Source organism: Pseudomonas subflava, from assembly GCF_023823685.1.
Taxonomy (GTDB): domain Bacteria; phylum Pseudomonadota; class Gammaproteobacteria; order Pseudomonadales; family Pseudomonadaceae; genus Aquipseudomonas; species Aquipseudomonas subflava.
Map to the genome: position 1 here is coordinate 54690 of NZ_JAMXBF010000015.1, position 21201 is coordinate 75890.

Here is a 21201-nt window from a genome sequence, read left to right on the forward strand (position 1 = left end):
CTCCGTCGGTATCTCAGCGACCGCGCTCATCCTCGACGCGCGGCGACCTGGCCGGACGATCCGCGCTCACTGGAGGTAGGCATGATTTTGGTTACAGGAGGTGCCGGTTACATCGGCTCCCACGCGGTGGTCGCGCTGCTGCAGGCCGGCCAGGAGGTTGTGGTGCTGGACAACCTGTGCAACAGCTCGCGGGAGTCGTTGACACGGGTGGCACAGATCGCAGGCCGCGCGCCGCGCTTCGTCCACGGCGACATCCGCGACCGGGTGCTGCTCGACGAACTCTTCCAGCAGTGGCCGATCACTGCGGTGATGCATTTCGCCGGGCTCAAGGCGGTAGGCGAAAGCGTGCGAGACCCGCTGCGCTATTACCAGACCAACGTGGCCGGCAGCATCACCCTGTGCCAGGCGATGGCCGATGCCGGCATCTTCCAGCTGGTGTTCAGCTCCTCCGCCACCGTGTACGGCGAGTCGGTCAGCATGCCGATCTGCGAGCGCTGCCCCACGGGCATTCCGACCAACCCCTACGGCCAGTCCAAGCTGATGGCGGAGAACGTGCTCAAGACCCTGGCCGACTCCGATCACCGCTGGTCCATCGCCCTGCTGCGCTACTTCAACCCGGTCGGCGCCCACGAGTCTGGGTTGATCGGCGAAGACCCAAACGGCATCCCCAACAACCTGCTGCCCTACATGCTGCAGGTGGCAGTGGGCCGCCGGCCGTATCTGAACGTCTACGGCGACGACTACCCCACCCCCGACGGAACCGGGGTGCGCGACTACATCCACGTGCTCGACCTGGTCGATGGGCACCTGCGGGCGCTGGAGCGACTGGCGCTCGGCGGCGGCGTTGCGGTGTGGAACCTCGGAACCGGCCGCGGCTGTTCGGTGCTGGAGATGGTCCGCGCGCTGGAAGGCGTGACCGGCCGCGCGCTGCCGTTCCGCGTGGTGGCACGCCGCTCCGGCGACATCGCCCAGTGCTGGGCCGACCCGACCAAGGCCGAGCGCGAACTGCGATGGCGCGCCACCCGCGACCTGCGCGCCATGCTGGAGGACGCCTGGCGCTGGCAGCGACTGAACCCCCATGGCTACCAAGGCGACGTCGAAAAGGCCGCCGCCGCGCTGGCCAGCTGAGTTCGCCGAGGTAAAAGACAGCCGGCGCAATGACCCGGCGCGTGACCCTTGAACGGCGTGGAGGCATGCATGTTGCGCTATCACGTCGAATCCCATCCCGAGCGAGGCTGGGTACTGCGGGAGGATGGCAAGACCGAGATCCTCAGGTTCGCGGCCAGCCTGGAAACCCTGTACCGGCTGGTGCCGAAGTATTTCGGCCAGCAGCCGGCCTTGGTGCTGTACCACAGCGTCGACGGCTCGGTGGTCGAACGCAGGATTTACCCGCGGACGTGCGATCCAGCCGCGTCCGAGGGCTATTAGGCAGGGTCGAGTCCGTCTCGGTCCGGCGCCCGGAGGAGCCCCATGGAAAAGCCCGCAAACGGAATCGGCAATCGCCTGCTCGAGGACCTCTTGATGGCCCGTGGCCCCGGCGGCCAGGAGAACGAGGTCCGCGCCGTCTGTCATGCCGAGCTGGTCAAGCACTGCGACGGCGTCTGGACGGATGCCGCCGGCAACCTGATCGGGCTCATCCGCAGCCCCTTGCGGGACAGCGGCATCTCGTCCCTCGAGAGCATGCGGATCATGGCGCACCTCGACGAGATCGCCATGATCGTGAAGCGCGTCGAACCCAACGGCACGCTTCGCGTGGTGGCCCTCGGCGGGGCGAACCCGGCGAATTTCGGTATGTGCCCGGTCGACATCATGGCCGAGGGCGCGTCGCTGCCAGGTGTGCTGTCGTTCGGCTCGATGCATGCGACGGGCGAGTCGCCCCAGGGCAACGACGTGCAGACGGGGGCGGTGAAATGGCAGGACGTGCATGTCATCACCCGGCTGAGCGCGGAGGCGCTGATCCGCGCCGGCGTGCGGCCCGGCACCCGAGTGGTGCTGTCGCGCCACTGGCGAGCCCCCTGGCGGGTGAACGACGCCATCGCCGCGCATTTCCTCGACGACCGCGCACCGGTGGCGGCCACCCTCGAGGCCGCTGCGCTGGTGGCCAGCCGCAAGCAGGAGCTGCGCTGCGATGCCTACTTCGTGTTCACCACCATGGAAGAGGAGTCCAACGCCGGCGCCATGTACGCGGCGCGTACCCTGCCGGGCAATGTCACGGTCGCGGTGGAAGTAGGGCCGGTGCTGGATGAGTACGGCACCGAGCTGCGGGTCGACCCCATCGTCAGCACCGGCGATCTGAAGGCCTACTACACCCGTGGCGTCGCCGAGCAGCTGCAGCGTGCGGCCGAGCGCTGCGGCTACGCCCCTCAGGTCGCCCTGCTGCTGGACTTTGCCTCGGACGCCAGCGCCGTGCTGGCCAGCGGCGCCTCCGCCCAGGCCGGCTGCCTGGCCATTCCGACCGAGAACACCCACGGCTACGAAGTGGTGCTGGTCGATGGCATCACCGCCTGCGCGCGCACGTTGGCGCAGTATCTGGTCGACGCCGAGTAGTTCGCGACGCGCCGCACGTCGAGCGGGAACAGCTCCGCAGCCACTCCTGCGGCGACGCCGAAGGAGCCCTATCGGGCAGTGCGAATCCAGGCCTCGGATTTTTCTGCGGTTTTTGCCGAGCGACTGTGTAGAATCCCGCGCCCGAAAATCAGGAGACAACACGTTGGTCATTCATTACTTCGCGTCCCCCGAGAACGTGGCATGCGGGCGCAGCGGCTCCAGCCTGAACGGTACCCAGGATCTGGCCGAGGTTTCGTGCAAGCTCTGCCTTCGCTCGGTGGAGAAGAACGCTACCGCGCCGGTACGCAAGACGCCCAGCCTGGCCGAGCTGAGGGCCGCTGCCAAGGCGGAGAAAGCTGCTGCGGCCCTTGAGCAGGCCAAGCCCTCCTCGGTCGATCCCCGACTCGAATGGCAGCGCCGCCTCGAGCAGCTGCCCGGTCGCAATCGCCTGCCGCGCGGCAAATCCCGGCAGTTGTTCATCTAATAAGCCTCGCGACAGGGCGTTCGGGCGTACGCCTCGAACGCTCGCCGCACGCAGCGACGCGGGCGTTCACACCTGCCGGGGACGGGCATGGGTCTCATGCCCCATCGGCGTGGTGTCGGGCAGTTCGCGCTGCATCTCGAAGTCGGCGCTGTGCACCTCCGAGTCCAGCGGCATGTGGGCATAACGTGCCTTGTCCGCCGGCTCGGGCAGCGGATGCTCGTGCAGCGCCTCCTTCAGCGCGCAATGGCCGGCGACGCCGCGTGCGAGCAGCAGGCCGCCGGCGGCCGCGCCCAGCAGCCCCAGCAGGCCGCCGCGGCGCAGCCCGAAGCCGATCAGCGCCAGTCCGCCGCCCACCGAAGCGCCGCGCTCCCAACCCTGCACATTCATCGAAGGGCCTTTCGGCCAGGAACCGATACCTTTCATGCTCACCTCTCATCCGGGATTCGAGATAGGTGACCGACACGGCGCCGGGACGTTCGCCCTATCTCGCACGGCGCCGTCCATTCCGCCCTGTCTCGACAACGAGATATCGCTCATGGCGGACGAGCGATAAAATCGCCCCATTGCATCGAAGGGAGCGGCTCGCGGCGCATCGGCTATCGCGCCGGCATCGCGTCTCGACTCCCGACTCACTTTTCGGATCGCTCAGATTTCTCATGAAGCACGAACATAACGACTCAACCACACGCCCGCTTTCGCGCAGATTCAGCGTGGCCCCGATGATGGACTGGACCGACCGTCATTGCCGGTACTTTCTGCGTCAGCTGTCCAGCCAGGCGCTGCTCTACACCGAGATGGTCACCACCGGTGCGCTGCTGCATGGCGACGCCGGTCGCTTCCTGCGCTACCACGACTGCGAGCACCCGCTGGCCCTGCAATTAGGCGGCAGCACCCCGGCCGACCTCGCAGCCTGCGCGCGCATGGCCCAGGAGCACGGCTACGACGAGGTCAACCTGAACGTCGGCTGCCCCAGCGACCGGGTGCAGAACAACATGATCGGCGCCTGCCTGATGGCCCACCCCCGACTGGTCGCCGACTGCGTGAAGGCCATGCAGGACGCGGTGAGCATTCCGGTGACGGTGAAGCACCGCATCGGCATCAACGGCCGCGACAGCTACGCCGAGCTGTGCGAATTCGTCGGCACGGTGCGCGAGGCCGGTTGCACCAGCTTCACCGTGCACGCGCGCATCGCCATTCTCGAAGGCCTTTCGCCCAAGGAGAACCGCGAGATCCCGCCGCTGCGCTATGACGTGGCCGCGCAGCTCAAGCGTGATTTCCCCGAGCTGGAGATCATCCTCAACGGCGGCATCAAGACTCTGGCGGAGTGCCAGGCGCATCTGACGACCTTCGACGGCGTGATGCTCGGCCGCGAGGCGTACCACAATCCCTACTTGCTGGCGCAGGTCGACCAGCAGCTGTTCGGCCTGGATACGCCGGTGATCAGCCGCGCCGAGGCACTGACCCGCATGCGCCCCTACATCGAGCGCCACCTGGCCGAGGGCGGCGCCATGCACCACATCACCCGCCATGTGCTGGGGCTGGCCCAGGGCTTCCCGGGTGCCCGCCGCTTCCGCCAGCTGCTGTCGGTGGACGTGCACAAGACTCAGGTGCCGCTGGCACTGCTCGACCAGGCCATCGAACTGCTCGCCGGCCACTGAAAAGCCCGCGCCAGACGTTGAAGCGGCCCGCGCGGCTCGGGTAAGGTCGAGGCAGGTAAAAGACAGGGCCTCGTCATGACTTCCAAGCTGGACCAACTCAAGCAGTTCACCACCGTGGTCGCCGACACCGGCGACCTGGACGCCATCAGCCGGCTCAAGCCGGTGGACGCCACCACCAACCCTTCCCTCCTGCTCAAGGCCGCCGCGCTACCGCGCTATGCCGAGCTGCTGGACCAGGCCGTGAACGGCTGCGACGGCGACCTTGGCCTGGCCTGCGACCGCTTCGGCGTGGCGGTCGGCCAGGAAATTCTCAAGGTGATTCCGGGGCGCATCTCCACCGAGGTGGACGCCCGCCTGTCCTTCGATACCCAGGCCACCCTGCGCCGCGCCGAACGTATCGTCGACCTGTACGACCGGGCCGGCATTGGCCGCGAGCGCGTGCTGATCAAGATCGCCTCGACCTGGGAAGGCATCCGCGCCGCCGAGCAGCTGGAGAAGGCCGGCGTCCAGACCAACCTGACGCTGCTGTTCTCCTTCGCCCAGGCCGTGGCCTGCGCCGAGGCCGGCGTGTTCCTCATCTCCCCCTTCGTCGGCCGGATCTACGACTGGTACAAGAAGGCCGAGGGCCGCGACTTCGTCGGTGCCGAGGACCCGGGCGTGAAATCCGTGTCGCGCATCTACCAGTACTACAAGGCCAACGGCTACCCGACGGTGGTGATGGGCGCGAGCTTCCGCAACCTCGGCCAGATCGAACAGCTGGCCGGTTGCGATCGCCTGACCATCAGCCCCGACCTGCTGCAGCAACTGGCCGACGACCAGGGCGAACTGCCGCGCCTGCTGAACGCCGGCACCGGCGAGCCGCGTCAGACACTGGACGAAAGCGCCTTCCGCTGGGCCCTGAACGAGGATGCCATGGCCACCGAGAAACTGGCCGAAGGCATCCGCCTGTTCGCCCGCGACCAGGAGAAGCTGGAGGCGCTACTGGCCGCTCGGCGCTGATCCCGGCGCAAACGAAAGGGGCGATATCCTCGCGGATATCGCCCCTTTTTCATGACCTTCGGTTCGCTCAGCTGCGCTCCAGCGCGCTCACTAGGTCATGGAAGGCTTCGCGGTTGGACTCGTTGAGTCCCATGAGAATGCGATGCGCCTCGAGCACCTTGGCCTTGACCACCTCTTCCGACTGATCCTGGGACGGCAGGTCGCTCAGGCACTCCGGACAGGGAATGGGGCGGTCGACGATGTTGAACACCTGATCGAAGCCCATCGACTGCAGCAGGCGGGTGATGTCCTCGTGGGTGGTGACCACGGTGGGCAACAGGCCGATCTTTTGCCGGGACAGGATGGAGAGCTTGGCCAGCAGACCAAGGGTGGTGCTATCGATGCTACGGGTTTCCGTCAGATCGATAACGATCGCCGAGAAATTCAGCGCCGAGAAGATTTTTTCGATCGTTGAATCCAGCGCCGAACACAAGGTCAGGCGGACTTCGCCGACGAACTTCAGAACGAAGGTTCCGTCCTGCTCGGCGAACTGGATCCTACCGGGGCTATTCCCAGGATTCATGCAAGGTTCCTGCTCAACACCAGCAAGGCAATATCATCCGGCATATCCCGCAGATTGGCCAGGCCGAATACCTGACGCAACCCGTCTAGGGTGCCACCCGCCTCGCTGACCAGTTTCGGCAGCGCGGCCTCCTTGTCTTTGAGCGTGTCGCCGGGCAAAAGGTCCAGAATGCCGTCGGACATCAGACTCAGGCTGAAGGACTGCGGCAGCTGCATGACCTGATCGTGGTAGCTCGCCTCCTGGAACAACCCCACCGGCAGGCCACGCCCTTCCAGGTAACGGGTCTCGCCCTCGCTGAACAGCACCGGGAGCGGCAGATGGCCGCCAATGCTGTAGGTCAGCTGGCCGCTCTCCTCGTCGATCACTCCGCCGAGCATGGTCACGTGCTTGCCGAGCTTGCAGTTGAGCAGGCCGCGGTTGATGTGGCCAAGCACGTCGGACGGCTTGAATTCGGGCAGCGTGCCGTTGCGCTTCCACTCGTACAGCAGGCGCGTGGTCATGAACTTGAGCAGCACGGTGACGAAGGCCGACGAGGCGCCGTGGCCGGAGACGTCGGCCAGGTAGAAGGCGACGCGGCGCTCGTCCACGCGGAAGTAGTCGACGAAATCGCCGGAGAGGTACAGCGAAGGAATGATCTGGTGGGCGAACTCCAGCCCGTCCACCTGCCAGGGCGTGTTGGGCAGCATGTTCATCTGCACCTGGCGGCCGGCGTTCTGATCTTCCTGCAGCAGGTGCAGGCTCGCCTGCAGCTCGCGGTTGGCCGCCTCCAGCTTCTCGCGGTAACGCTGGTTCTCCAGGCGCAGGTGCGAACGATCCAGCGCGCGGTGCACCGAGTGCTCGAGCACGGCCAGGTCTTCGAGGGGCTTGATCAGGTAATCGGCGGCGCCGAGGCGCAGGGCCTCGACCGCGTCGCTCATGACTCCGGCACCGGAGACGACGATGACCGGGATTTCGCTGTTGATCACATTGATCCGGCGGATCAGCTCGAGACCGTCGATCTGCGGCATGCGCAGGTCGCAGATGATCACGTCGGGCTGTTCGCGTTCGAATACTTCCAGTCCCTGCAGCCCGTTCCCGGCCTGCAACACCTGGAAACCGCTGTCGTCCAGATAGGCGGCGATGCTCGCTCGCACTACCTCGTCATCATCGATAAGCAGCAGCTTGGCGCTGGGTTTGTGCATGGGTCATCCAGGCAAACGACGCCGGAAAAAGGATTGAGTTGCCGTCCGAAAGGGGAAAAACACCTGTGCTCGGACGATTCAAGGCGCAGACGGTACTCCCATCCGCCAGGCGATTCAAGCCGCTGCCGATTGTCGCCAGGCGCCTTTACACCCGAAATCGACGGGGGTTATAAGACCCCTCGGGGGAGCGCCCTTAAAACAAGAGGATAGGGTCCATGAGCCAGAACGATCGCGCCTACAGCGAGAAACGTGACTTCATCCGCATGCGACTGGAAGCCCCGGTCATTCTTCATCACGCCGGCCAGGAGATCGAGGCCCAGTGCCTGGACCTGTCCAGCACCGGCATGCAGGTTGAAGCCAACTGCCAGATCGCCGTGGGCGACCGGGTCAAGGTGCACATTCCCTCCGAGCACAGCGAACTCAAGGGACTCGACGCCCAGGCCGAAGTGGTGCGCGTGACGCCGCTGGACGATGGCCGCGCCTCCATAGGCCTGGCGATACTGTCGATGAGCTGAAACGAAGAAAGGCGGCCTAGGCCGCCTTTCTGCTTTTTCGGCTGGACGAATCAGAAGTCGTCCACCACCTCGCCGTCCTGCACGCGGAACTCGCGGTTCTGCAGATAGGCGTTGCGGATGAAGATGTACTTGTCGCCGGTGACCATCTTCTCCGCCGACAGCAGGCTGGCGCGGGTGTCGACGACATTCACCGCGCGAGTGACGTTGCGGGTCGGCACGTGGTCGATGTACGGGTACGGACCGAGGAAGCTGTCCGGGACCCTGGCCGGGGCGTCGCGCAGGCTGCTCGGGCCGAGCAGCGGGATCACCAGGTACGGGCCGCTGCCCACGCCCCAGGCACCCAGCGTCTGGCCGAAGTCCTCGTCGCTGCGCTGCAGCCCCATCTCGCTGGCCACGTCGAAGAAACCGAGCAGACCGAAGGTGGTGTTGAAGATCAGGCGACCGGTATCGACGCCCGCGTCGTGGACCTTGCCCTGCAGCAGGTTGTTGGCCAGGTTGGTCACGTCGCCGATGTTGCGGAACACGTTGTGCACGCCGTCTTCGAGAAACTGCGGGGTCACCGCCTGATAGCCCTTGGCCACGGGCTTCAGCGCATAGGTATCGAGGGTATCGTTGAAGCGGAAGACCGGGCGGTTGAAGCCTTCCCAGGGATCTTCCTCGGCGTTCGCCGCCAGCGGCAACGCGGCCAGCAGGGCGCAGGCACACAGGCGGCCCAGACGATCGAGCCAGCTCGCATCGATCATTCGCATTTGCAGTCTCTCCATGGCATCAGTAGTGTGGCGGCCCGCGGCCGCTCTGGGACAGGCCGCGCAGTATAAACCTCGCCGCCGTTCATGGCAGCAGCATAGCGGACTCCAGCATGTCGGATAAACGCCCTCTCCATACCGCCCACATCCCCGTTCGCTGGGGCGACATGGACAACTACGGCCATGTCAACAACACGGTCTACCTGGAGTACGTGCAGGAAGCCCGGGTGGCGTGGTTCGCCAGCGTCGGCATCGACATCGATCACGCGCCCCAGGGCCCGGTGGTGCTGCAGACGCTGCACACCTATCTCAAGCCGGTGGTGCATCCGGCCACCGTGGTGGTCGAGCTCTACGCCAGCGCGGTCGGCCGCAGCAGCCTGGTGGTCGAGCACCGCCTGAGCACGCTGGCAGACCCGCACGCCTGCTATGGCGAGGGGCATTGCAAGCTGGTGTGGATCGACCACGGCAGCAACGCCTCCGTGCCGGTGCCGCCGGACGTTCGCCAGGTGATGGGTGCCGACTGACCGTCACCGGATCGTCACAGGCGCTCGCTACCCTGCCCCGAACGCATCGGAAAACGAGCCGCCATGCCTGCCTCCCAGTTCACCGCCCTGCTCTTCGGCCTCACCGGCTGCCTGGTCGACCACGGTGCCCGCACCCTGCCGGTGGCGCAGCAACACAGCGGACTGAGCGATCCGGACGACCCCGCACTGCTGCCGGCGCTGAAAGCCAGTGCCGCCGAACGCGCCGAGCCACTGCCGGGCGTGGTGGAACTGCTCCAGCGCTTGCAAGCCCAGCAGGTCCCTCATGCCTGGCTCGACGAGTTGCCGGAAGCGGCGACGCGGCCGCTGCTCGACGCCCTGCCCCGTGGCCTGCCCGCGTCCCGACACAATGGCGCCCGCCCCTGGCCGGCGCCGGATGCCGTCTGGCAGGCGCTCAGTGAACTCGGGGTGGGCAGCCTGAACGGCTGCGTGCTGATCGCCAGCGAGCCGCGCCTGCTACAGGCCGGGCTCAACGCAGGACTCTGGTGCGTCGGGCTGGCTACCTGCGGCTCGTTGTGCGGCCTGGCCCTGGGCGACTGGCAGGCGCTTTCGGCGACGGAGCGCGAGAAGCTGCGCGTGCAGGCCACGCTGGAGCTGTACCGCCTCGGCGCCCACTCGGTGATCGATCACCCGGGCGAGCTTCCGGCCTGCCTCGAGGACCTGGCCGTTCGCCGCAGCAAGGGTGAAAAACCCTGACAGCAAAACTTGCCGTGGATCAGGCAGGCGCGCCCGGCCTGGATTAACCTTCAGACACATCTTCAGCGAACCCAGGCCAGCGAGCCGGGTCCACTCTGGGTAGTCAGAAGGAGAAGACCATGTCCGAACGCCTGAGCCAACACCTCCAGCAACTGCGTGAAGAAATCGCCGGCGACGTGCCGCTGGATGCCGAAGACCGCGCCGCGCTGCTCGAGCTGATGCAGGAAATCGACCTCAAGCTGGCGCGGGAACTGGCCAGCGATCCCGACGCCAGCCTGGTGGACGGCGTCAACCTGGCGGTGGAGCGCTTCGAGAGCCAGCACCCCACCCTCACCGGCACCCTGCGCAACATTCTGCAGAGCCTGGCCAACATGGGCATCTAGCCCAGCCCGCTCGAAAAAAGCCCGCGTCAGCGGGCTTTTTCGTTACTGGCGCACCAGCCGGCGATTGTCCGGCGCGATGGCCTCGGTGCTGCGATAGGGGTTGATGTCCAGCCCACCGCGGCGCACGTAGCGCGCATACACCATCAGCTTCTGCGGGCGCAGCAGACGCTGCAAGTCGAGGAATACCCGCTCCACGCACTGCTCGTGGAAGTCCTGGTGCTGGCGAAAGCTCACCACGTAGGCCAGCAGGCTCGCGGCATCCAGGCGCGGGCCGCGGTACTCGACTACCAACGTGCCCCAGTCCGGCTGGCCGGTGACCGGACAGTTGGATTTGAGCAGATGGCTATACAGCGTTTCCTCGACGACCTCGTCCGCGCAGCGCAGCAGCTCCGGACGCGAGTGCGCATAGTCGCGGACCTCGATCTCGAGTTCGTCGATGCAACGCCCGGGCAGCGTGGCCACGCCCTCGGCGGCCACTTCGTCCAGGCCACGTACGCGCACCGCCACCGGCGCACCGGCGCAGGCCGACAAGTCGCGCGCCAGCAGCGCCTCGACCTCGGCGCGGTCGGCATAGGGCGTCTGGTTCAGCGAGTTGAGGTAGAGCTTGAACGACTTGGACTCGATGATGTTCGGCGAATCGGCCGGAATGGCGAACTCGCCAATCGCCACCACCGGCTTGCCGGACGGTGTCAGCCAGGACAGCTCGTAGCAGTTCCAGTAGTCAGTGCCCTGGTACGGCAACTGGCCGGCCAGCAGGCCCAGTTCGGCCCATTTGGCGGCACGCGGGATGGGGAACAGCAGTTCGGGGGCGTACTGGGAGACGTACTCGCTGGACTTGCCCAGCGGCGATTGTTCGGCGGGATGTTGCATGACGGCGGCCTGGAAAGCGAAAAACGGCGGGCATTATACGCCCGCCCCGTTCGATCAGGACTTCGGTTTCACCCGCAGCTCGCCGACCATGCCCGCCTGGTAATGGCCGGGGATGTTGCAGGCGAACTGCAGCGTGCCGGCCTCGGCGAAGGTCCAGGTCAGCTCGGCCCGCTCGCCCGGCGCCACCGAGGCGGTGGTGGCGTCCTCGTGCAGCATACCGTGGCCCATCTGCTGCATCGCCAGCATCTGCTGCTGGTGCTCGGCGTGGGATGCCGCGTCGCCCAGGCTGAACTCGTGCGGCAGCTTGCCCTCGTTCTTCAGCACGAAGCGCACCGTCTCGCCGGCCTGCACCTCGAGGGAATCGGGGCGGTAGTACATGTCGCCGAGCACGACCTCGACGGTGCGTGTCGCCTGCCCCGCAGCGGCAGGTTGGCCGAATGACGACGCGGCCTGTTCGCCGTGAGCGTGGGAACCGTGGCCGCCGTGATCGCCCGCGGCCAGCGCCGGCAGGCTGAGGACGCACAGCAGAGCGCAGGAGATGGGAGCGCGCATGGATATTCCTTCCGATCCGTGAAAAAAACGCAGCCTAAAACCTTGCCACCGTGGCAAAGCAAGCTGTTTCAGGCCGCGCGTGCTTCCAGATGCTCCGCATGGATCGGCCGCCAGCGCCGCAGCAGGGTATACAGCGTCGGAACCACGAACAGGGTAAAGAAGGTGCCCACCAGCAGGCCGCCGACGATGACCATGCCGATCTGCTGGCGGCTCTCGGCGCCAGCACCGCTGGCGATGGCCAGCGGCAGCGAGCCGAGGACCATGGCGCCGGTGGTCATCAGGATCGGCCGCAGGCGCTGCACTGCCGCCTCCAGCACCGCCTCGCCCAGCTCGCGGCCCTCGCGCAGCAGGTGGTTGGCGAACTCGACAATGAGGATGCCGTGCTTGGTGATCAGCCCGATCAGCGTCACCAGGCCCACCTGCGAATAGATGTTGAGCGTGCCGCCGAACAGCTTGAGCGCCAGCAGCGCACCGGCCATCGACAGCGGCACGCTGAACAGGATGATCAGCGGGTCGAAGAAGCTCTCGAACTGCGCCGCCAGCACCAGGAAGATGAACAGCAGGGCCAGCACGAAGATCAGCGCCACGCCGCCACTGGATTCCTTGAAGTCGCGCGAGGTGCCGGTGTAGTCGAACTGGGTATCCGCCGGGAAGATCGCCCGCGCCCGCTCTTCCAGATGACCCAGCGCCTCGCCCAGGGTGTAGCCGGAGCCGACGTTGGCGCTGACCGTGACCGCGCGCAGCTGGTTGAAGTGGTTGAGCTCGCGCGGCGCCACCGTCTCGCGTACCTCGATCAGGTTGGAGAGCTGCACCATGCTGTCATCGCGCCCACGCACATAGACCCGGTTGAGGTCCTCGGGGTTGCTGCGGTCCACGTCCTGCAGCTGCACCAGCACGTCGTACTGCTCGCCGTTCTGTTTGAAGCGCGTCACCTGGCGGCTGCCGAACAGGCTCTCCAGGCTGCGGCCGATGGTAGCCACGTCGGTCCCTACCGCCACCGCCTGTTCGCGATTGACCGTGACCTTGAGCTGCGGTGTATTGAGCTTGAGGTCGGTGTCCAGGCTCTCCAGCCCCGGATAGCCGCGCACCTCGTCGAGCAACTGGTCGACGTACTGCTGCAGCTCGGCGTATTCCAGCGAGGAACGGATGACGAAGTTGACCGGCTGGTTGCGCGCGCTCTGCCCCAGCGGCGGACGGTTGATCGGGAAGGCCCGCACGCCGGCGATGTCCTGCAGCTTGGGCAGCAGCTCGTCGCGGATCTCGAACTGGCTGCGCTCGCGCTTATCCCAGTCCTCGAGCTTCATGAACGACAGGCCCTGGGCCACGGTGGGAAAGCCGACGATGACCATGTAGCGGTTGGTCTCCGGCACCGACTCATATGCCGCCTCCAGCTGCCGCGCGTAATGGCTGGTGTAGCCGACCGTGGCGCCGTCGGGACCACTTATAGAGCCGACGATGGTGCCGGTGTCCTCGGTCGGCGCCAACTCGCTGCGCAGGCCGGCGAACAGCCAGGCGCACAGCAACAGGATGATCACCAGCAGTGCCACCACCGCCCACCAGGCACGCAGGGTGCGTTCCAGCAGATGGCGATAGTTGTAGGTGAGGCCGTTTAGGAAGCCTTCGATCAGGTTGTAGATGCGGTTGTGCTTCTGCTGTGGCACATGGGCCTTGAGCAGGTGACCGCACATCATCGGCGACAGGGTCAGGGCGACGAAGCCGGACACCAGCACCGCGCCGGCCAGGGTCCAGGCGAACTCGGTGAACAGCTTGCCCGAGGTGCCCTGCATGAAGCCGATCGGCGCGTACACGGCGGCCAGGGTCAGGGTCATGGCGATCACCGCGAAGGCGATCTCGCGGCTGCCGACGAAGGCCGCCTGCAGCGGCTTCATGCCCTGTTCGATATGCCGGTGGATGTTCTCCAGCACGACGATGGCATCGTCCACCACCAGGCCGATGGCCAGGACCATGGCCAGCAGGGTCAGGGTGTTGACCGTGAAACCCATCAGCGCCATCAGCGCGCAGGCGCCGATCAGCGACACCGGGATGGTCACCAGCGGAATCAGCGTAGCGCGCAGCGAACGCAGGAACAGGAAGATGATCAGCACCACCAGCACCACGGCCTCCCAGATGGTGGTGTAGACGTTGCTGATCGACTCGCGGATGAACAGCGAGTTGTCGTTGGCCACCTGCATCTCCATGCCTTCGGGCAGCAGCGCGCGAATCTCCGGCAGCGCCGCTTCGAGGCCGTCGGAGATTTCCAGCGGATTGGCCGTGGCCTGCTTGACCATGCCCACCGCCACCGCCGGGCGCCCCTTGAAACGCACCACGGTGCGCTCGTCGGCGGCGCCGATCTCGGCATGGCCGACGTCGGACAGGCGCAGCAGGTAGCCGCGCGAGTCGTCGAGAATCAGCTGGTTGAATTGGTTCGGGGTCTTCAGGTCGGTCTCCGACAGCACGGAAAACTCGCGCTGTACCGACTCGATGCGCCCGGCGGGAATCTCCACGTTCTGCCGGCGCAGCGCGTCTTCCACGTCCTGCACGGTAAGGTCATGGGCGGCGAGCTTCTCCGGGTCGAGCCAGATGCGCATGGCGAAGCTGCGCGCACCGCGGATCTGCACCTCGGACACACCGGGGATGATCTGCAGGCGGTCCTGCACCACCCGCTCGATCACGTCGGTGATCTCCATGGCGGAGAAGCGTTCGCTGTAGAAGGCCAGCCAGACCACCGGCTGGGCGTCGGCCTCGACCTTCTGCACCATCGGCTCGTCGATTTCTTCCGGCAACAGGCTGCGTACCCGGCCCAGGCGGTCGCGCACGTCGTTGGCCGCCTCGTCGGAGTTGCTGCCGAGGCGGAATTGGGCGGTGATCTGGGTGTTCTCGGAGCGACTGATGGAGCTGACGAAGTCCAGGCCCTCGATGCCCGAGAGCACGTCCTCGATCGGCTGGGCGACCTGGGACTCCATGATCTCCGGGCTGGCGCCGGGATAGGTGATGTTGACCGTGACGATGGGCACGTCGATGTTCGGGTATTCGCGCACCGCCAGGCGCTGGTAGGCCAGCAGCCCGAGCAGCACGATGATCAGCGACAGCACGGTGGCGAACACCGGCCGGCGGATGCAGATGTCCGACAGGGTCATGCGCCTTCACCGCGCGGGACGGTGCGCACCTCGCGGCCCGGGCCGACCTTCTGCCAGCCGGCGCTGATCACCGTCTCGTCGCCCTGCAGCCCTTCCACCACTTCCGCGCGGCCACGCAGACGCTGGCCGATACGGATCTGCCGACGCTCGACCTTGCCGTCCACCACCAGATTGACGAACAGCAGCTGGCCCATGGGCATCACCGCCTCCTCGGGAATCACCAGCGCCTGAGGGCGCTCGGCGAGGATCACCGAGACCCGAACGAACTGGCCGGGCTTGAGCCGGTGGTCGGCGTTGCCCACCCGGGCGCGGATCGCCTGGCTGCGACCGACCTCGTCCAGGCGCGGGTTGAGCGCCATGATCCGGCCGCGGAAGCGCTCGCCGGGATAGGCGTCCAGGCTGAGTTCGATGGCCTGGTCCAGACGCACCTGGCTGACCGCCTTCTGCGGCACGCGGAAGTCCACCTTGAGCGGGTCGAGCACCTCAAGATTGACGATGTCGTCGCCGGCGCCGAGGTAGTCGCCGACGCTGACCAGGCGCAGGCCGAGCACGCCGTCGTAGGGTGCGCGGATCTGCGTCTTGTCCAGACGCGCCTGGGCCAGGGCCAGGCTGGCGCGGGCAGCCTGCTGCTGGGAGCTGGCCTCGTCGAGGGCCTGGGCGTTGCTGGCGCCGCGCTTGAACAGCATCTGCGCGCGCTGGTAGTTCTTCTCGGCCAGCCCCCGGTTGGCCGTGGCCTGGGCCAGTTCGGCGCGGGCGATGGCATCGTCCAGACCGACCAGCAGGGCGCCGGCCTCGACCGCCTGCCCCTCGCGGAAATGCAGGGTGGCGATGCGGCCGCCCACTTCGGGGCGGATCATGGTGGACTCGTCCGAGCGCAGCGAGCCGAAGGTGATCAGCTCGTCACGCACCAGGGTGCGTTCGGGGGTGACGACTTCCACCCGCGGCGCCTGCTCGGCCACGGCCGGAGCGGCGCTCAACAGGCCGAGCAGCAGCGGCCACAGCATGCGACGGACAATCATCCACTTGCCTCTTGGAATGGGAGGGAACGGCGAATCCAGCGATTCTGCCGTCGTGGGATTGTCAGCGACAGGTGAGGATGGCGCCAGCCTGTGACGCCATGTTTCCCGCGGTTACTGGCGCATGCCGCGGCCGCTCTTCAGCAGGCGGATGCAGACGATGTACAGCACCGTGCTGGCCAGCAGCATCATGCCGATGGCGATGCCGATATTGATGTCGGATACGCCGAGGATGCCGTAGCGGAAGGCGTTGACCATGTGCAGGATGGGGTTGACCAGCGACACGTGCTGCCAGAACTCGGGCAACAGGCTGATCGAGTAGAACACGCCGCCCAGGTAGGTCAGCGGCGTCAGCACGAAGGTCGGGACGATGGAGATGTCGTCGAAGTTGCGCGCATACACCGCGTTGATGAAGCCGCCCAGGGAGAAGGTGATGGCGGTGAGCAGGATCACCAGCACCGTCACGCCCAGGTGGTGCACCTGAAGATGGGTGAAGAACAGCGACAGCAGCGTGACGATGAAGGCCACCGCCAGACCGCGCAGTGCGCCGCCGATGGTGTAGCCGATGAGGATGGTGTGCGGCGATACCGGCGACACCAGCAGCTCCTCGACATTGCGCTGGAACTTGCTGGAAAAGAAGCTCGATACCACGTTGCTGTAGGAGTTGGTGATCACCGACATCATGATCAGTCCCGGCACGATGAATTCCATATAGCTGAACTGGCCGACACCGCCGACCTGGCTGCCGATCAGGCGGCCGAAGATCACGAAGTACAGGGCCATGGTGATGGCCGGCGGCACCAGGGTCTGCGGCCAGATGCGCGTGAAGCGCCGCACTTCGCGGCGCACGATGGTCTGCAGGGCGACCCAGTTGGAGGCGAGTTCGGGGCTCATTGCGCCACCTTCTTCAGGTTCTTCTCGACCAGGGACACGAACAGCTCCTCGAGACGGTTGCTCTTGTTGCGCAGGCTCAGCACCTCGACCTTCTGCGCCGCCAGCTGGCGGAACAGCTCGTTGACGCCCTGGCTCTTCTCCACCTGCACCTCCAGGGTGTGGTCGTCGACCATGCGCGCCGGGTAACCCGAGAGCTGCGGCATGACCAGGGTCGATTCCTTGAGGTCCAGCAGGAAGGTCTCCACGTGCAGGGTCTTGAGCAGGTCCTTCATGCTCGAGCGCTCGACGATGCGGCCGTGGTCGATGATGCCGATGTGGCGGCAGAGCTGCTCGGCCTCCTCCAGGTAATGGGTGGTGAGGATGATGGTGATGCCCTGCTGGTTCAGCTCGGTGAGGAAGCCCCACATCGAGCGGCGCAGCTCGATGTCCACGCCGGCGGTGGGCTCGTCGAGGATCAGCAGGCGCGGCTGGTGGATCAGCGCGCGGGCGATCATCAGACGCCGCTTCATGCCGCCGGACAGCTCGCGCGAGGCGCTGTCGCGCTTGTCCCACAAACCGAGCTGGGTCAGGTACTGCTCGGCGCGCTCCTTGGCCTGCTTGAGCGGTATGCCGTAGTAGCCGGCCTGGGTCGTGAGGATGTCGAAGCACTTCTCGAACTGGTTGAAGTTGAATTCCTGCGGCACCACGCCGAGACAGCGCTTGAGGCCGGAGGGATCGCGGTCGAGGTCGTGGCCGAACACTTCGACCGAGCCGCCGCTCTTGTTCACTAAGGTGGAGAGGATGCCGATGGTGGTGGACTTGCCGGCGCCATTGGGGCCCAGCAGGGCGAAGAAATCGCCTTCGGCGACGTCGAGGTCGATGCCCTTGAGGGCCTGGAAGCCGTTGGCGTAGGTCTTGGTCAGTTGCCGGATGGACAGCGCTGGGGTCATGAGGATGGGCTTATTCGGCGAGGGATTGGCTTAGATGAGGTCGCGATCGGAAATTGCAACCGTCGGTTACAGGCTAGCCTGCCCGGCCGCGGCGCACGATGAAACCCCGCCGGGCTGATGTTAATTATCGAATTTCTTCATGACCTGCGCCTCGACGTGGAGGTCGCCACGCAGGAACGCCGAGCCCTCCTCGAACAGATGCGGGTAGCTGCGGCGCAGATGGGCGAAGAACAGCTCCAGCGGCAAATCGTCGAAACGACCGTGGTCGACCAGGTGCTCCATGTAGCGCTCGCCCTCGGCGTTGAAGGGATGGAAGACGCTGTCCTCACGCCCGTCGAACTCCAGCGGCGCCACGCGAAACATCTGGCACAGCGCCTGGTTGAACGCCGGCGTGGCCTTGACCCAGCGACCCTCGATGAACAGCTCGGTGTAGCCGTGCATGGCGAACACTTCGCTGCGCAGGAGCTCCAGCAGGCGCGGAGTCGACAGGTGATTGCGCACGTCGGCCAGGCCGATGCGCGCAGGGATGTCGCAGTGGCGTGCGCAGGCCGCGAGTAGCAGCGCCTTAGGCACGCAGTAGCATTCGCCCGCCGCCAACGCGTGACTGGCCTTGAGCGTCTCGGGGTCGGCGCTGAACGCGTAGGGGTTGTAGCGAATCTGGTCGCGTACCGCGTAATAGAGGCTGACCGCCTGGTCGCGCGGATCGCGGCTGGCACCGCGCGAACGTTCTGCGAACTCGACTACCCTGGGGTGGTCACTATCCACGAAGCGGCTGGGTAGAAGGCTGGCTTGCATAGGAACCTGACGACGATCTCGCATACGGTAGGCCGGGCGGGGCTGGAGCTTAAGGTCCGCGCGGCGCGGTGAACGCGTGCGGCGCGGCCTCTTCCGGCACATGGCCAACACGGCGCGGCTCGACGGTTCCATGGCAGTCTATCCAGACCTGTCGCGCCGGGTGTACGACGATCCGGCCAAGCTCGCCGGCCCTCACGCCAGGGTCGGCCTCATGGAGGATTGCGCATGCTCGCTGTCTGGTTGTTGGTTCTGCTGTTCGGTATCGCCTATCTCGCCTACGCCCGTTTCCCCATTCTGCCCGCGCTGGGCGTGGTCGCCGTCTACCTGGTCCTGCTCGGGCTGTTCGGCGACGCGCCGTACTGGCTCGAGGTGGTCCTCTGGCTGCTGTGGCTCGGCGTGGCGATTCCCGTCGCCGTACCGGAGCTGCGCCGCAAGCTGATCACGGGCCCGTTGTTCGGCTGGTTCCAGAAGGTGCTGCCGCCGATGTCCGAGACCGAGCGCGACGCCATCGAGGCCGGCAGCGTGTGGTGGGACGGCCAGCTGTTCAGCGGCCGCCCGGACTGGGACGTGCTGCTCAACTACCCCGCCGTCAAGCTCAGCGACGAGGAGCGTGCCTTCATCGACGGCCCGGTCGAGGAGCTGTGCGCCATGGTCAGCGACTGGGAGATCGGCCAGCAGATGGACCTGCCCGAGCACGCCTGGCAGCACATCAAGAGCAACGGCTTCTTCGGCCTGATCATCCCCAAGGAATACGGCGGCAAGGGCTTCTCTGCCTATGCCCACTCGCAGGTGGTGATGAAGCTGGCGACCCGCTCCGGCGACCTCGCCTCCACCGTCATGGTGCCCAACTCCCTCGGCCCGGCCGAACTGCTGCTGCACTACGGCACCGACGAGCAGCGCCAGCACTACCTGCCGCGCCTGGCCCGCGGCGAGGAAATCCCCTGCTTCGCCCTCACCGGCCCGCTGGCCGGCTCCGACGCCGGCGCTATGCCGGACACCGGCATCATCTGCAAGGGCCAGTGGCAGGGTGAAGAAGTCATCGGCCTGCGCCTGACCTGGGAGAAGCGCTACATCACCCTGGGCCCGGTGGCCACCCTGCTCGGCCTGGCCTTCAAGGCCTACGACCCGGACCACCTGCTGGGCGATGAGGAAGAACTCGGCATCAGCCTGGCACTGATTCCCACCGACACCCCCGGCGTGGAAATCGGCCGTCGCCACCTGCCCTGCGGCGCCGCCTTCATGAACGGTCCCAACTCGGGCAAGGACGTGTTCGTGCCGCTGAGCTTCCTCATCGGTGGCCAGGAGTACCTCGGCAAGGGCTGGATGATGCTGATGAACTGCCTGTCGGTGGGCCGCTCCATCTCCCTGCCCGCCGGCGGCACCGGCGCAGCGAAGATGTCCAGCCTGGTCAGCGGTCAGTACTGCCGCGTGCGCGAGCAGTTCGGCGTGCCGCTGGCCGCCTTCGAGGGCATCCAGGAGGCGCTGGCGCGGATTGGCGGCAACGCCTGGATGATGGACGCCGCGCGTACCCTCACCGCCAGCGCGGTGGACCTGGGCGAGAAGCCTTCGGTGCTCTCGGCCATCCTCAAATACCACCTGACCGAACGCGGCCGCGAGTGCATCAGCCATGCCATGGACGTGCACGGCGGCAAGGCCATCATCATGGGCCCGAACAACTACTTGGCCCGCACCTGGCAGGGCGTGCCGGTGTCGATCACGGTCGAGGGCGCCAACATCCTCTCGCGCAACCTGATGATCTTCGGTCAGGGCGCCATTCGCTGCCATCCCTTCGTCCTCGATGAGATGGCGCTGGCCGGTCGTGAAGACCGCGAGCAGGCGCTGATCGAGTTCGACGGACTGCTGATGCGCCATGTCGGCTTCGCCGTCGGCAACGCCGCCGGCGCCCTGCTCCACGGCCTGACCTTCAGCAGTTTCGGCAACGTACCGGGCGACAACCTCAGCCGTCCGTACTTCCGCGCCCTGAATCGCCTCGCCGCCGCCTTCGCCCTGCTGGCGGACAGCAGCATGATGCTGCTGGGCGGCGAGCTGAAGCGCCGCGAACGGCTGTCCGCGCGCCTCGGTGACGTACTCAGCCACCTCTACCTGGCCAGTGCGGCGCTCAAGCGCTATCACGACCTCGGCAGCCCCGAGGCACTGCGGCCGCTGCTGCGCTGGGCGCTGGAAGAAAATCTCGGCCTGGCCGAGCGGGCGTTGGACGAGCTGCTCGGCAACTTCCCCAATCGTCTGTTCGGCGGCCTGCTGCGTGTCCTGGTGTTCCCGCTGGGCCGTCGCCACAAGGGCCCGAGCGATGAGCTGGATGCGGAAGTCGCCGCCATCCTCGGTCGCGCCCGTGGCGACCTGGCGCTGGAGAGCCTGCTCGACGGCTGCTACCGGCCGCAGGGAGCGGACGATCCCGTCGCCGCCCTGCAGCAGGCGGTGGACCTGCTCGACGCCGCGAGCCCGGCGCAGCGCAAGCTGCACAAGGCGGCCAAGGCCGGCCTGGCGACGCAGCCGGGCGAACACGAGATCGACGCTGCGCTGCGCGAGCAGCTGCTGAGCACCGAGGAAGCCGAGCAGTTGCGCCAGGCCGAAGGCGCGCGGCGACGGGTGATCGACGTCGACGACTTCGCCAAGGAGGAACTCGAGCTGAGCCCCGGCCGCGTGCGCTGATCGCTCATCAAGCCGGACAGCACGG

General features: G+C 66.5%; 22 protein-coding genes. 11 read left to right on the top strand and 11 right to left on the bottom strand.

All coding sequences use genetic code 11. The features are described from left to right. Positions 1-81 precede the first annotated feature (81 nt). The 4 genes from galE (at position 82) to NF616_RS20000 (ending at position 3031) form a co-directional block, all read left to right on the top strand. On the top strand, positions 82-1128 hold the full coding sequence (gene galE / locus NF616_RS19985) for a UDP-glucose 4-epimerase GalE (protein ID WP_252275529.1): 1047 nt from the start codon (positions 82-84) through the stop codon (positions 1126-1128). Between the two features lie 69 nt (positions 1129-1197). Further along, positions 1198-1428: a hypothetical protein gene (locus NF616_RS19990; protein ID WP_252275530.1), complete on the top strand. Its 231-nt coding sequence runs from the start codon at positions 1198-1200 to the stop codon at positions 1426-1428. 42 nt (positions 1429-1470) lie between these two features. Next, complete coding sequence (locus NF616_RS19995) at positions 1471-2547, top strand: zinc-binding metallopeptidase family protein (protein ID WP_252275531.1); 1077 nt, start codon at positions 1471-1473, stop codon at positions 2545-2547. Between the two features lie 163 nt (positions 2548-2710). After that, the gene (locus NF616_RS20000) at positions 2711-3031 is read left to right on the top strand and encodes a hypothetical protein (RefSeq protein WP_252275532.1); all 321 of its coding nucleotides are present in this window, start codon (positions 2711-2713) and stop codon (positions 3029-3031) included. A gap of 66 nt (positions 3032-3097) precedes the next feature. Here the strand turns inward: NF616_RS20000 and NF616_RS20005 are convergent, their stop codons facing one another. Continuing rightward, positions 3098-3454 carry a YgaP-like transmembrane domain gene (locus NF616_RS20005; RefSeq protein ID WP_252275533.1) on the bottom strand — a complete coding sequence of 119 codons (357 nt, stop codon included), beginning with the start codon at positions 3452-3454 and terminating at the stop codon, positions 3098-3100. A 233-nt stretch (positions 3455-3687) separates the two neighbouring features. Between NF616_RS20005 and dusA the strand changes: the two genes are divergently transcribed. Continuing rightward, a complete protein-coding gene (gene dusA, locus NF616_RS20010) occupies positions 3688-4689 on the top strand; it encodes a tRNA dihydrouridine(20/20a) synthase DusA (RefSeq protein WP_252275534.1) in 1002 nt (333 codons plus the stop codon). Positions 4690-4764: 75 nt separating this feature from the next. After that, a complete protein-coding gene (gene tal / locus NF616_RS20015; RefSeq protein ID WP_252275535.1) occupies positions 4765-5688 on the top strand; it encodes a transaldolase in 924 nt (307 codons plus the stop codon). Between the two features lie 67 nt (positions 5689-5755). On the opposite strand, the gene rssC is transcribed toward tal, so the two are convergent. Together rssC and rssB are read right to left on the bottom strand one after the other, a co-directional pair. Next, complete coding sequence (rssC, locus tag NF616_RS20020) at positions 5756-6250, bottom strand: anti-sigma factor antagonist RssC (protein ID WP_252275536.1); 495 nt, start codon at positions 6248-6250, stop codon at positions 5756-5758. Next, entirely contained in the window at positions 6247-7431 is a 1185-nt protein-coding gene (rssB, locus tag NF616_RS20025) for a two-component system response regulator RssB (RefSeq protein ID WP_252275537.1), read from the bottom strand. Before rssB ends, rssC begins: the two co-directional genes overlap by 4 nt. 215 nt (positions 7432-7646) lie before the next feature. Here rssB and NF616_RS20030 point away from each other — a divergent pair, with 215 nt between their 5' ends. Further along, on the top strand, positions 7647-7946 hold the full coding sequence (locus NF616_RS20030; protein ID WP_252275538.1) for a PilZ domain-containing protein: 300 nt from the start codon (positions 7647-7649) through the stop codon (positions 7944-7946). A 50-nt stretch (positions 7947-7996) separates the two neighbouring features. On the opposite strand, the gene NF616_RS20035 is transcribed toward NF616_RS20030, so the two are convergent. After that, the gene (locus tag NF616_RS20035) at positions 7997-8695 is read right to left on the bottom strand and encodes an MlaA family lipoprotein (protein WP_252275539.1); all 699 of its coding nucleotides are present in this window, start codon (positions 8693-8695) and stop codon (positions 7997-7999) included. Between the two features lie 110 nt (positions 8696-8805). Between NF616_RS20035 and NF616_RS20040 the strand changes: the two genes are divergently transcribed. From NF616_RS20040 to NF616_RS20050, 3 genes are all read left to right on the top strand, one after another. Further along, complete coding sequence (locus NF616_RS20040; RefSeq protein ID WP_252275540.1) at positions 8806-9216, top strand: acyl-CoA thioesterase; 411 nt, start codon at positions 8806-8808, stop codon at positions 9214-9216. Between the two features lie 63 nt (positions 9217-9279). Further along, positions 9280-9930, top strand: coding sequence for an HAD superfamily inactivated hydrolase PcrP (gene pcrP / locus NF616_RS20045; protein ID WP_252275541.1), 651 nt, complete (start codon positions 9280-9282; stop codon positions 9928-9930). 119 nt (positions 9931-10049) lie between these two features. Next, a complete protein-coding gene (locus NF616_RS20050) occupies positions 10050-10313 on the top strand; it encodes a DUF4404 family protein (protein ID WP_252275542.1) in 264 nt (87 codons plus the stop codon). 42 nt (positions 10314-10355) lie between these two features. On the opposite strand, the gene queF is transcribed toward NF616_RS20050, so the two are convergent. From queF to NF616_RS20085, 7 genes are all read right to left on the bottom strand, one after another. Continuing rightward, positions 10356-11183, bottom strand: coding sequence for an NADPH-dependent 7-cyano-7-deazaguanine reductase QueF (gene queF, locus NF616_RS20055; RefSeq protein WP_252275543.1), 828 nt, complete (start codon positions 11181-11183; stop codon positions 10356-10358). 54 nt (positions 11184-11237) lie between these two features. Beyond that, on the bottom strand, positions 11238-11735 hold the full coding sequence (locus NF616_RS20060; RefSeq protein WP_252275544.1) for a cupredoxin domain-containing protein: 498 nt from the start codon (positions 11733-11735) through the stop codon (positions 11238-11240). A gap of 68 nt (positions 11736-11803) precedes the next feature. Further along, on the bottom strand, positions 11804-14872 hold the full coding sequence (locus NF616_RS20065) for an efflux RND transporter permease subunit (RefSeq protein WP_252275545.1): 3069 nt from the start codon (positions 14870-14872) through the stop codon (positions 11804-11806). Next, the gene (locus NF616_RS20070) at positions 14869-15891 is read right to left on the bottom strand and encodes an efflux RND transporter periplasmic adaptor subunit (RefSeq protein ID WP_252275546.1); all 1023 of its coding nucleotides are present in this window, start codon (positions 15889-15891) and stop codon (positions 14869-14871) included. The genes NF616_RS20065 and NF616_RS20070 overlap by 4 nt, the downstream gene beginning before the upstream one ends. Before the next feature lie 111 nt (positions 15892-16002). Next, on the bottom strand, positions 16003-16782 hold the full coding sequence (locus NF616_RS20075; RefSeq protein WP_252275547.1) for an ABC transporter permease: 780 nt from the start codon (positions 16780-16782) through the stop codon (positions 16003-16005). Then, positions 16779-17711 carry an ABC transporter ATP-binding protein gene (locus NF616_RS20080; protein WP_252275548.1) on the bottom strand — a complete coding sequence of 311 codons (933 nt, stop codon included), beginning with the start codon at positions 17709-17711 and terminating at the stop codon, positions 16779-16781. The genes NF616_RS20075 and NF616_RS20080 overlap by 4 nt, the downstream gene beginning before the upstream one ends. Before the next feature lie 120 nt (positions 17712-17831). After that, on the bottom strand, positions 17832-18506 hold the full coding sequence (locus NF616_RS20085; protein WP_252275549.1) for a transglutaminase-like domain-containing protein: 675 nt from the start codon (positions 18504-18506) through the stop codon (positions 17832-17834). 225 nt (positions 18507-18731) lie between these two features. On the opposite strand from NF616_RS20085, the gene NF616_RS20090 reads away from it, so the two are divergent. Continuing rightward, positions 18732-21176 (top strand): acyl-CoA dehydrogenase, encoded by a 2445-nt coding sequence (locus tag NF616_RS20090; protein ID WP_252275550.1) that lies wholly within the window; start codon positions 18732-18734, stop codon positions 21174-21176. Positions 21177-21201 lie beyond the last annotated feature (25 nt).

Coding starts and splice junctions, on each gene's coding strand:
- galE (WP_252275529.1), top strand. CDS start 82: ATGATTTTGGTTACAGGAGGTGCCGGTTACATCGGCTCCCACGCGGTG.
- NF616_RS19990 (WP_252275530.1), top strand. CDS start 1,198: ATGTTGCGCTATCACGTCGAATCCCATCCCGAGCGAGGCTGGGTACTG.
- NF616_RS19995 (WP_252275531.1), top strand. CDS start 1,471: ATGGAAAAGCCCGCAAACGGAATCGGCAATCGCCTGCTCGAGGACCTC.
- NF616_RS20005 (WP_252275533.1), bottom strand. CDS start 3,454: ATGAAAGGTATCGGTTCCTGGCCGAAAGGCCCTTCGATGAATGTGCAG.
- dusA (WP_252275534.1), top strand. CDS start 3,688: ATGAAGCACGAACATAACGACTCAACCACACGCCCGCTTTCGCGCAGA.
- tal (WP_252275535.1), top strand. CDS start 4,765: ATGACTTCCAAGCTGGACCAACTCAAGCAGTTCACCACCGTGGTCGCC.
- rssC (WP_252275536.1), bottom strand. CDS start 6,250: ATGAATCCTGGGAATAGCCCCGGTAGGATCCAGTTCGCCGAGCAGGAC.
- rssB (WP_252275537.1), bottom strand. CDS start 7,431: ATGCACAAACCCAGCGCCAAGCTGCTGCTTATCGATGATGACGAGGTA.
- NF616_RS20030 (WP_252275538.1), top strand. CDS start 7,647: ATGAGCCAGAACGATCGCGCCTACAGCGAGAAACGTGACTTCATCCGC.
- NF616_RS20035 (WP_252275539.1), bottom strand. CDS start 8,695: ATGCGAATGATCGATGCGAGCTGGCTCGATCGTCTGGGCCGCCTGTGT.
- NF616_RS20040 (WP_252275540.1), top strand. CDS start 8,806: ATGTCGGATAAACGCCCTCTCCATACCGCCCACATCCCCGTTCGCTGG.
- pcrP (WP_252275541.1), top strand. CDS start 9,280: ATGCCTGCCTCCCAGTTCACCGCCCTGCTCTTCGGCCTCACCGGCTGC.
- NF616_RS20050 (WP_252275542.1), top strand. CDS start 10,050: ATGTCCGAACGCCTGAGCCAACACCTCCAGCAACTGCGTGAAGAAATC.
- queF (WP_252275543.1), bottom strand. CDS start 11,183: ATGCAACATCCCGCCGAACAATCGCCGCTGGGCAAGTCCAGCGAGTAC.
- NF616_RS20060 (WP_252275544.1), bottom strand. CDS start 11,735: ATGCGCGCTCCCATCTCCTGCGCTCTGCTGTGCGTCCTCAGCCTGCCG.
- NF616_RS20065 (WP_252275545.1), bottom strand. CDS start 14,872: ATGACCCTGTCGGACATCTGCATCCGCCGGCCGGTGTTCGCCACCGTG.
- NF616_RS20070 (WP_252275546.1), bottom strand. CDS start 15,891: ATGATTGTCCGTCGCATGCTGTGGCCGCTGCTGCTCGGCCTGTTGAGC.
- NF616_RS20075 (WP_252275547.1), bottom strand. CDS start 16,782: ATGAGCCCCGAACTCGCCTCCAACTGGGTCGCCCTGCAGACCATCGTG.
- NF616_RS20080 (WP_252275548.1), bottom strand. CDS start 17,711: ATGACCCCAGCGCTGTCCATCCGGCAACTGACCAAGACCTACGCCAAC.
- NF616_RS20085 (WP_252275549.1), bottom strand. CDS start 18,506: ATGCAAGCCAGCCTTCTACCCAGCCGCTTCGTGGATAGTGACCACCCC.
- NF616_RS20090 (WP_252275550.1), top strand. CDS start 18,732: ATGCTCGCTGTCTGGTTGTTGGTTCTGCTGTTCGGTATCGCCTATCTC.